Origin of the sequence: Sphingomonas sp. LH128 (assembly GCF_000293195.2) — a bacterium.
Lineage (GTDB): Bacteria > Pseudomonadota > Alphaproteobacteria > Sphingomonadales > Sphingomonadaceae > Novosphingobium > Novosphingobium resinovorum_A.
Map to the genome: position 1 here is coordinate 1 of NZ_ALVC01000521.1, position 8,532 is coordinate 8,532.

The 8,532-nt window shown below is 60.2% G+C and carries 11 protein-coding genes and 1 pseudogene; 6 read left to right on the forward strand and 6 right to left on the reverse strand.

Translation table 11 applies throughout. The features are described 5' to 3' along the window. Positions 1-221: pseudogene (locus LH128_RS29605) on the reverse strand (hypothetical protein); the annotation flags it as partial. A 131-nt stretch (positions 222-352) separates the two neighbouring features. Beyond that, complete coding sequence (locus tag LH128_RS29610; RefSeq protein ID WP_008833389.1) at positions 353-1,108, reverse strand: hypothetical protein; 756 nt, start codon at positions 1,106-1,108, stop codon at positions 353-355. A 160-nt stretch (positions 1,109-1,268) separates the two neighbouring features. Here LH128_RS29610 and LH128_RS29615 point away from each other — a divergent pair, with 160 nt between their 5' ends. Beyond that, positions 1,269-1,526: a type II toxin-antitoxin system ParD family antitoxin gene (locus LH128_RS29615; protein WP_008833390.1), complete on the forward strand. Its 258-nt coding sequence runs from the start codon at positions 1,269-1,271 to the stop codon at positions 1,524-1,526. Further along, positions 1,523-1,819 carry a type II toxin-antitoxin system RelE/ParE family toxin gene (locus LH128_RS29620; RefSeq protein ID WP_008833391.1) on the forward strand — a complete coding sequence of 99 codons (297 nt, stop codon included), beginning with the start codon at positions 1,523-1,525 and terminating at the stop codon, positions 1,817-1,819. Before LH128_RS29615 ends, LH128_RS29620 begins: the two co-directional genes overlap by 4 nt. A 156-nt stretch (positions 1,820-1,975) precedes the next feature. Here the strand turns inward: LH128_RS29620 and LH128_RS29625 are convergent, their stop codons facing one another. Both LH128_RS29625 and LH128_RS29630 read right to left on the reverse strand, forming a co-directional pair. Next, complete coding sequence (locus LH128_RS29625) at positions 1,976-2,545, reverse strand: RES family NAD+ phosphorylase (RefSeq protein WP_172705214.1); 570 nt, start codon at positions 2,543-2,545, stop codon at positions 1,976-1,978. 24 nt (positions 2,546-2,569) lie between these two features. After that, entirely contained in the window at positions 2,570-3,151 is a 582-nt protein-coding gene (locus LH128_RS29630) for a hypothetical protein (RefSeq protein WP_008833393.1), read from the reverse strand. A 1,001-nt stretch (positions 3,152-4,152) separates the two neighbouring features. Here LH128_RS29630 and LH128_RS29635 point away from each other — a divergent pair. From LH128_RS29635 to LH128_RS29645, 3 genes are read left to right on the forward strand one after another with little or no spacing between them, the layout of a single operon-like run. Beyond that, positions 4,153-4,581: a DUF983 domain-containing protein gene (locus LH128_RS29635; protein WP_051211606.1), complete on the forward strand. Its 429-nt coding sequence runs from the start codon at positions 4,153-4,155 to the stop codon at positions 4,579-4,581. A gap of 1 nt (position 4,582) precedes the next feature. After that, on the forward strand, positions 4,583-4,921 hold the full coding sequence (locus tag LH128_RS29640) for a hypothetical protein (protein ID WP_008833395.1): 339 nt from the start codon (positions 4,583-4,585) through the stop codon (positions 4,919-4,921). 37 nt (positions 4,922-4,958) lie between these two features. Then, a complete protein-coding gene (locus LH128_RS29645; protein ID WP_008833396.1) occupies positions 4,959-6,347 on the forward strand; it encodes an aminotransferase-like domain-containing protein in 1,389 nt (462 codons plus the stop codon). Positions 6,348-6,598: 251 nt separating this feature from the next. Here the strand turns inward: LH128_RS29645 and LH128_RS29650 are convergent, their stop codons facing one another. Then, a complete protein-coding gene (locus LH128_RS29650) occupies positions 6,599-7,042 on the reverse strand; it encodes a carboxymuconolactone decarboxylase family protein (protein WP_008833397.1) in 444 nt (147 codons plus the stop codon). 57 nt (positions 7,043-7,099) lie between these two features. Further along, on the reverse strand, positions 7,100-7,846 hold the full coding sequence (locus LH128_RS29655; protein WP_008833398.1) for an SDR family oxidoreductase: 747 nt from the start codon (positions 7,844-7,846) through the stop codon (positions 7,100-7,102). 127 nt (positions 7,847-7,973) lie between these two features. Here LH128_RS29655 and LH128_RS29660 point away from each other — a divergent pair. After that, on the forward strand, positions 7,974-8,532 hold a 559-nt coding region (locus LH128_RS29660), incomplete at its 3' end, for a LysR family transcriptional regulator (RefSeq protein WP_008833399.1).

Consider the following 8,532-nt stretch of genomic DNA (forward strand, 5'->3'; position numbering starts at 1 on the left):
CGTCCGATCTCGTTCTCCTGGCGCGCCGCGTCCCAGTACAGTTCAAGCGGCCAACGCTCGCGGCAATGAGGAGGAAGACAGCGAATCGCCAGGCGGACGCCCTTTACCGGCGGCAACACCAAGCCCGCGAGATCGATTGCGCAGCGCTGGAGGTTCTCCTCGGTCACGATGACGCTGCCCTGGCTGCGGCTGCGCGTAAACTCATCGAAGTCGTCAGACATCCGCATTCTCCCTTGGCCTCCCCCTCCGCAGGCGGCATTTTTGTTATGGCCGATTTAGGCAGCTACTGCCCTGAAAGTCTTTGGTGCCAGGCCAGCATAGTGGCAAAATTGGACGGTTCCGGCCTGCCGTCTCACAGCCGGTAGGCTTGTCTCAGTCGGTCGATTGCGACTTCCTTGGTCATCGCTACTCCGAACCGCTTGGGAACGAAGTCATCCTGCGCGCCAACCCTTCGACAAAGGCCTGCATATCTGCGCTGATAGCATCCGGGATGCTCATAGCTTGCCTCGGGGCTCAGCAATTGTAACATCCGCGCGACATCGTTGCAGTGCTTCTTCACATCACGGCTATCGACCTTCTCTCCTTGCGCCTGACGGCGGCTGAGGTCGATCCAGGCACGAGCCTTGAAGGGAATCATGCCGGCTTCGTCCAGAACCGGGATCCCGTCCAAGGGACGCGCCATCGTTTTGAGGAAGGCATAATAGTCGTCGTCCAGCAGGATCGCGGACAGGCTGGCAGCTTCCTCGGCAATGGGGATCGGCGTGAGGTGGCTGCCGGAGGCCAGTTCAAAGCCATCCGGGAGATTGGAAAACAGCTCCAGCATCGCGGGATACCCATCTTTGGCGGGTTTTGCGAAGCGATACAAGATCCGCGCACCTTCGGCGCGCTGCTGGACTTCATAACCTGATGTCTCGACAAAGGCCATGAAGGCTGCGGAGAATGCCGGGTCGAGCGCCTCGACGATCAGCACGATATCCAAATCCCTGGTCGCGCGAAAATCGAGGCCGGCATCGTCCATGATCAATTCGCATGCTGCGCCTCCGATCAGGACATACTGATGTTCATGAGCCGCAAAATGGGCGCGGAAGCGATCGACGCCAGTTACCATTCAAAAGGTTCCAAAAGTTGCTCGGCTGCCTGCGCGATCCTTTCGTCAGGATCATGCCGTGTGCTCAGGTATCGGATGCGTACACCGAGCACTGCTCTCTCAAGATAAAACTTTATCAACAGTTGATAATTTGCTAGATTGATCCGAAAGGAGATGAGCCATGATCAGTGCGGATCTCGGGCACCAGCTAGAGAATTTTGTATCCACCTTGGTGGCTACGGGCCGCTACAACTCCAAGAGCGAAGTGCTTCGTGAAGGCGTAAGATTGATCCAGGATCGCGAAACGCGCCTCGCCGCGCTCGATGCCTCGATCATTCGCGGACTTGGAGATGCTGCGGTAGGCAATGTCACTCCAGCGACAGAGGTTTTCGACCGCCTGGAAGCGAAGTATCGGGACATGAGCGCGCAACCCGAATGATCGTCTCTCTGTCGGCTGAGGCCGAAAATGACCTTGAGACGATCGCGGATTTTATTGCGCGGGATAACGCGGCGAGAGCCGTCACGTTCCTGCACGAGTTGCGTGAAAGATGTCTTGGCTTGGCAGATTTCCCAGAGCGATACCCGTTTGTGCCTCGTTATGAGGCCCAACGTGTGCGCCGATGTTCACATGGCAATTACGTCATCTTCTATCGGGCTGAGAAGCAGGCGGTGGTTGTAATTCACATTTTGAACGGAGCGCAGGACTATGCGGCGGTGCTCGGTTCAGAGTGAGCCTGGCCCGGCAGGACTCCTTTCTTTATTTTAGATAATTTACATATCTGCGCGAAACCCTGCGGATCCAAAATAGGGGTGAGGCTCTCGCAATCCCCACCGGACAAGCCCCACGCTGATATCAGCGGAGCCCCTGCCGACGCCTTATGGACGCAGTCAAAACTCAATCAGGTTGTAACCTCGACTGCAAAGGAGCTTTTCCGCCCACTCCTTGGGGATCGGGTTACCTTCGGAGTTCAACGATATCGCGCCGTCAGCGCGATCGAAGAGCGCTACGCAAAACTCGTCACTGTCGAACCGCGATCGATACTGAATGCCGTCCAGATCGGTGTCATGGAAGACTTGTGCCGCGATTTGCTGCGGCACGCCATAAGCGGCAGGATTGTCTACAGGATCGAAATCTGCAGACACCCCCGCCGACGTGGTCCTGAACCACGCCAGGCCTGGTCCGTGAACCTTGGCGAGACGCACCGGCCGCATCACCGTGAAACTGGCGGAACGCCTGCGCGCAATCTGTTCCCAAAGGATGTCTCTTTCAGCCGGCGCGCGCAAAAGCGTTTCGGCAAATGGACCGACAAGCGTCTTCCCGAGGTAGAGAACGCCAAATCTACGATCAGGGTCATCCCAGCGCCACGTCGCATCCTTGCGGCCATACCATCTGGCCGCGACTGCGGATCCGTGAATGCGATGAAGTACCCTGCCCGTGGCGATCGTCGCCACAGGCATCCTGCCTGTCCCAGCCATCCCAAATCAGTCTTCGAGTGTTTGGGCGAAACGCACCACGAGATCGATTTCAGCCGCGCTGCCGCGCAGCATATCGATAGGCTTCCTGCCATCGAGCCCCTCATCTCCCGCCACGAGGAATTGAAGGATGGCCCAACCACCGGTCTGCGGAACAGCACTCAGTACGCGGGCGACCCCTGGGAGGATCGTATTGCCGTCGAACTGAAAAACCGGGAACAGCTTGGTCCCGTTGTCCTCGACCATCAGCAGTCGGCGGTCCTTGACCGCCTTGTAAACGGCCTGGATCGTTTTATGCTCCAGCAGCTCTCGCACCTTCTCAGCGGTCAGCGCGCCGCCTGCGGCATCGATCATGCGCCGCTTGAAGGCAATGGCTTTCGTGAGCTTCTCTGCCGCCTCGGGATTATCGGTTTCGACAGCGGGGATACCGCGCGCGAGGTTGAATACCAGACTGGGTACATCGATGCTGCGGATGGCCGCCGCCTTGGCGGAAGCCGGCATCAACTTGATGATGCGCTCCGCGCTCGCCATGATACGGTCCCGGAGGAGCTGATCGGGGTCTACAAATCCAGAATTCGCCAGGCGTGTCATTGGATCATTCCTGTTCAATCAGTTTCATATACCGCAGACACGAAACTTTTTCAACCACATGGCCATGAGCACGGTGATATCATGGTCACCGGCGTCGGCGTCCAAGGGATTAATGAGGATTGAGGACCACCGCTCATCGCCGGCCAGGGTCGGGAAGGCCCTGAACCGTCGAAGCAAAACGAGCATCACGGGCCAGTCATTCGGGATTGGCGGGATGTTCGATCAACGATCCTCGCGCACTATAATGGTCATGACACGCCGCGCGGCGCTGATGTCCGCAGGATCGGGTGATAATGCTAATGGCGGCGACAGGTGCCGGGTAAACGCGACCGATTGGCACCGCCATCGTTTCCTTCGGCCTTGGGCAAGACACTTTCGATTAGGTCGACCAGAAGCGGCATCGTAGATGCTCGAGCACTCAAGAGGGCAGCGAAAGCAGAAGGTTTTTGTCGTTTCTGCAGGCCCTGCCGAGGTCGCCGCGCACGCAAAGCTGCTGACCCGGCGGTCCGGGAAACTGGACAGCTTCCCCGTGGCCGCATCGGGCGTTCGTGCGACCGGGCTAGGAACGAATCTCCAGGCCGAACATGCATTGCTGCTTGACCCCTGCCGTGACGATCCTGCCCAGCATCTGGCCTTCAGTTTCGATCCCGGCCATCCACCGGGGCTATTAGTGCCAAGGGGTATTCACGCCGAGCGAGAGCGCGGTGCGGTCTCGATACAGGTTTACGGGCTGAGACGGGGCGCTGCGACACAGCGTTGAAGCGTTCGATCCAGATGCGTATGCGCCTCCGCAAATTTAACATTTGTATGGATACAGTCCATGCAATATGGCGGCGCAATTACCCTACCTTCTCGAGACATCCCGCGCGCCGCTGCTTCATGTTGATCCTGTCCGTGCCTGCACGTCTAAATTGTATGCCTATATGCATGGTCATTGCATGGTTGAAATGCATTTCATATATAGGAGTGAGAATCAGTTAGACCTATCGAGGTGCTGTCCCATGTTGGACTCGAATGACGCATCTGCCAGCAAAGGACGCTGGATATTTCACTGCGGATTGAAGGGGCTCTGCCCCGAATGCGGAAAGGCACCCATGTTCCGCAAGTGGCTCAAGTTGCAAACGACTTGTCCAAATTGCGGGCTCGGCTATAACTTCGCTGCTCCTGACGACGGCCCGGCTTTCTTCTCGTTGTGTATTGTCGCGTTCCCGCTGACATTCTTCGTCGTCTGGCTGCAGGTCGCCTTTGAGCCGCCTTTCTGGGTGCATCTTTTCACGTCCGCGCCTTTGATGGCGCTCGGATGCGTCCTTCCCTTGCAATACATCAAAGGCTGGCTGGTCGCGTCGCAGTACGTGAACAAGGCGCAGGAAGCCGGCACGGAGAACCTTTGGGCGCAGTTGCATGCCCGGGCAGAAAGCGAGGAGAAGTGATATGGAGGGCCCGCCTTCTTCAGCGGTCTCGAAAACGCATGGGAGTATCAATCTGGCGGCCCGGCTCGTCTCGGGCCTTTACGATGCCATCAATCGACCAGATCTTTCCGGCATGATCCGCAACGGCCAGGCCGAAGATTTTCCAGAGATCAAGACTGCCGCCGACCTGCTGAAAGCAGAGACCGTTCGACTTGAACGATACGAAGTCGCCCTTCGTCAGTATGCTGACCCTGGGTTCTGGGACGATATGGCCTCTGCCGGATCGCTTGCGCTGTACGATGGCGGGGAAATGGCAAGGAATGTCCTTGCCGGGCGCCCCGCATTCTATCACCGAGACTGACAGCTCAAGCAGCGTCAAAGGCGTTTAGAAGGTCATCATGCAAAGCTGGATTCCCGACATAGCCACGGTGAGCGGCCCGAAGTACCTCGCGATCGCCGAGGCGCTCGCTCGTGATATCGACACAGGGAAGCTGCGCGAGGGTGACCGCCTGCCCCCTCAACGAATGCTGGCGGAAACTCTGGGGCTGGACCTCACGACCATTACCCGTGCCTACGGGGAAGCACAGCGCCTTGGCCTTCTGGAAGGGAGCGGTCGACGCGGAAGCTTCGTGCGTTCCAAAGCATCGGCGGTGTCGGACATCCGCGTTCCGGACGCCGGCGATAAGGGAATGAATGCTCCCCCTGAAGACTTTGGCGGGTCCCTTGCAAGCGCCTTTCGGGATTGTGCTTCTGCCTTGCTGACACCCGAACACGGCGTACTTCCGTTTCAGTATCAGCGCAGTGGCGGCGCCGCATCCGCGCGCAAGGCAGGTGCCGACATGCTGGCTGGGCGCGGCATCCCGTGTTCTGAGGACAGCGTACTGGTAGCTGCTGGCGGTCAGAATGCGCTCCATGCGATATTTAGCGCGGAACTCAGAGCCGGCGATAGACTGGCTGTTGCGCCTTACGTTTACCCTGGCCTGCTTGCGCTTTCCCGCAGATACGGCATCGAGTTGGTCGCGGTGGCGTCAGACGAAAACGGGCTGCTTCCGGAGGCACTGGACAGCGCATGTTCCGCAGCAGCCGTGCGGGGTGTGTACCTGGTCCCCACCAACGATAATCCCACTGCCGTCACCATGCCGGACGACCGCCGAGCAGCGATCGCACAGATCATTACGCAGCATCAGCTTCTGTTGATCGAAGACGACGCTTACGGCTTGCTGCCTGCCCAGCCGCTGGTCCCGATCGCGGCCCTCGCGCCAACAAACGCCTGGTACATTGCGAGCGTCTCGAAAGTGCTTACCCCGGGGCTGCGTGTAGCCTGGTTGCGTGCTCCTGACGTCGCTGGCGCGTGGCGTCTTGCTGCCGATATGCACGAAACAGCCATCATGGCACCTCCCTTGAACGCTGCGATAGTCACGCAATGGCTGCACAGCGGTGCCTTTCACAGGCTGATCGAGGAAGTTCGCACCGAGGCATCTATCCGTCAGGCGCTCGCTCGCGAATATCTTCCGGCTGGTTCGTTTCGCGCACCGGAATACGGATATCATCTCTGGTTAGAAGTCCCTGCGGACCTTGATACCCGGCATATTGCGGATGCTTTGCGCCAGCACGGCCTTTCGGCCATTGCGGGCGAAGCATTTGCGGTCGATCCCGCAATGCCTGGTGCGACTGCGCTACGCGTGTCGATTGGCGGAAGTATATCACGAGAGCGGTTGCAGCGCGGTCTTCAGCTACTCTCGGCTCTGATAAGCCCTCAAGCGCCCCGAAAGATTAGCCTAATCTAACAAACCAACTGGTTGCGACGCCTTACGATCCCGCTGGTACCAGCCCTTGTCCCAGGCAGCAGTCCTCGGGGCGCCGACATCGCAATGCCGGCGCCCCGGCAGGCCCTTCTCCACTGGGGCGCTGACCTGCGCGCCGCGCCTGCTGCAGCGAAGGAGGACATTTCAGCTGACCGGCAAGGGTGCAGCCTCGAGGAAGCCGATGCGCTCACATCCAATCCAGTAGGCGGGCAGGAAGGCTTCGGTTAGTTAGGCTAGGCTTTGACCGCGGCCGCCGGCTTGGCACGGAAGCTGATGGCCATGCGGTTGTAAGCGTTCATTAGACCGATCGCGAGCGTCAGGTCGGCCAGTTCCTTTTCACCGAACACGTGCGCGGCGGCGTCGTAGTCGGCCTGCGGCACGTGGGTCTGCGCCACTTGCGTCACTGTTTCGGCCCATGCCATCGCAGCGCGCTCCCTGTCGTCGAACAGTGCGCCGGCTTCGTGCCAGGTCTGCACCAGCACCAGGGTCTCGATCGCTAGCCCGCCCTGGATCAAATCCCGGCTATGCATGTCGATGCAGTAGGCGCATCCGTTGATCTGGCTGACCCGAAGGTAGACCAGATCTATCAGTCGCTTGGGCAAGCCGCTGCCGGCCACATATCCGTATACTGCGCCGAGCGCCTTCATGGCCTGCGGAGCTGCCTTGTTGTAGTCCATTCGCATTGAACGTCTCCTTCAGGGTTACGCCCGTTACCGGGCGTCACCAGGTTACAGTCACAGGTTGCTCATACCGCCGTCTATGATCAGCTCGCTGCCGACCGTGTAGCGGCTCTCGTCCGAGGCAAGATGGACGACGGCATCTGCGATCTCGAGCGGGTCTCCGAAGCGGCCGGTCGGGATGGCTCCGATCAGGTAGTCCTTCATGCCAGACAAGTCGCCGTCGGAAAGGCCGAGCTTGCCGTAGATTGGCGTCGTCACCGGACCAGGGCTGACGACATTCACCCGCACGCCCCGGCCGACCAGTTCGCCTGACAGCGTGCGGGCCATTGAGATCAGTGCCGCCTTGGTCGCGGCGTAGACGATCGAGTTGGGCTTGCCGAGCCGGGCGTTGATCGAGCCGTTTAGGACGATTGAGGCGGTCTTGCCGAGCACCGGCAGCAGCGCCTGGACGAGGAAAAGCGGGCCCTTGACGTTGACCGCGAAAGAGCGGTCGAAGCCCGCCTCGTCCCACGCTTCCAGTGGACGGAAATCGGCGACGCCGGCATTGACGAACAGCACGTCCAGCCGGCCGAAAGCGGCGCGGATCGCCTCCACGACCGCCGCCTGTCCGGCAACGTCGCCGGCATCTGCGTGGATGGTCAGCACCTCGCCCAGCTCGGCCTTGGCGGCGGCAAGCTTCTCAGCGCTGGTGCCGGTAATGGCGACGGCAGCGCCTTCTTCGAGGAAGCGGCGGGCGGTGGCAAGGCCGATACCGCTGGTGCCGCCGGTGACGAGCGCGAACTTGTTGGCGAGACGGGTCATGAAAAAGCTCCTTTAATCAGAAGCCGGCGGTCATCGTCGGCGACAACAAGGGATTTATTGCAACCATGGGCCTTGATCGATGGCCCGAAAATGCATCATTCGTTCAGGAAAGCTGAAGGATGACGCTATGGACCGCTTGCGCGCTTTTGAAATGTTCTGTGCCGTCGTCGGGCGCGGAGGTTTCGCCCGCGCGGCCGATGCCCTCGACACCTCGCCCGCCAACGTCACCCGCTACATCGCCGAACTGGAAGCCCATCTGGGCACTCGCCTGCTCAACCGCACCTCACGGCGCCTGTCGCTGACCGAGGCCGGCGAGGCGCTGTACGAGCGCGCCCGTGCGATCGTCGACGACGTGGCGGAAGCCGAGGCTGCGGCCACCGCCAGCGCGGAGGGCGCGCGCGGCCGGCTGCGCATAAACGCGCCGCTGGTATTCGGCATCCGTCACCTCGCGCCGCTGTGGCCGCGGTTCATGGCGCTGCACCCCGAAGTCGAGCTCGACATCGCCTTGAGCGACCGGGTCGTCGACATCGTCGAAGAGGGCTACGACCTGGGCATCCGCATCTCACGCGCCGGCTCGCAGGCTTACGTAGCGCGCAAACTGGCAACCTCACGCAACGTGCTGTGCGCGGCACCTGCCTATCTTGCGCGGCACGGTGCCCCCCAGACGCCCGCCGATCTCGTCGATC

Excerpts from the sequence above, each read along its gene's own strand:
- LH128_RS29610 (WP_008833389.1), bottom strand. The coding sequence starts at position 1,108 with ATGGTAACTGGCGTCGATCGCTTCCGCGCCCATTTTGCGGCTCATGAA.
- LH128_RS29615 (WP_008833390.1), top strand. The coding sequence starts at position 1,269 with ATGATCAGTGCGGATCTCGGGCACCAGCTAGAGAATTTTGTATCCACC.
- LH128_RS29620 (WP_008833391.1), top strand. The coding sequence starts at position 1,523 with ATGATCGTCTCTCTGTCGGCTGAGGCCGAAAATGACCTTGAGACGATC.
- LH128_RS29625 (WP_172705214.1), bottom strand. The coding sequence starts at position 2,545 with ATGCCTGTGGCGACGATCGCCACGGGCAGGGTACTTCATCGCATTCAC.
- LH128_RS29630 (WP_008833393.1), bottom strand. The coding sequence starts at position 3,151 with ATGACACGCCTGGCGAATTCTGGATTTGTAGACCCCGATCAGCTCCTC.
- LH128_RS29635 (WP_051211606.1), top strand. The coding sequence starts at position 4,153 with ATGTTGGACTCGAATGACGCATCTGCCAGCAAAGGACGCTGGATATTT.
- LH128_RS29640 (WP_008833395.1), top strand. The coding sequence starts at position 4,583 with ATGGAGGGCCCGCCTTCTTCAGCGGTCTCGAAAACGCATGGGAGTATC.
- LH128_RS29645 (WP_008833396.1), top strand. The coding sequence starts at position 4,959 with ATGCAAAGCTGGATTCCCGACATAGCCACGGTGAGCGGCCCGAAGTAC.
- LH128_RS29650 (WP_008833397.1), bottom strand. The coding sequence starts at position 7,042 with ATGGACTACAACAAGGCAGCTCCGCAGGCCATGAAGGCGCTCGGCGCA.
- LH128_RS29655 (WP_008833398.1), bottom strand. The coding sequence starts at position 7,846 with ATGACCCGTCTCGCCAACAAGTTCGCGCTCGTCACCGGCGGCACCAGC.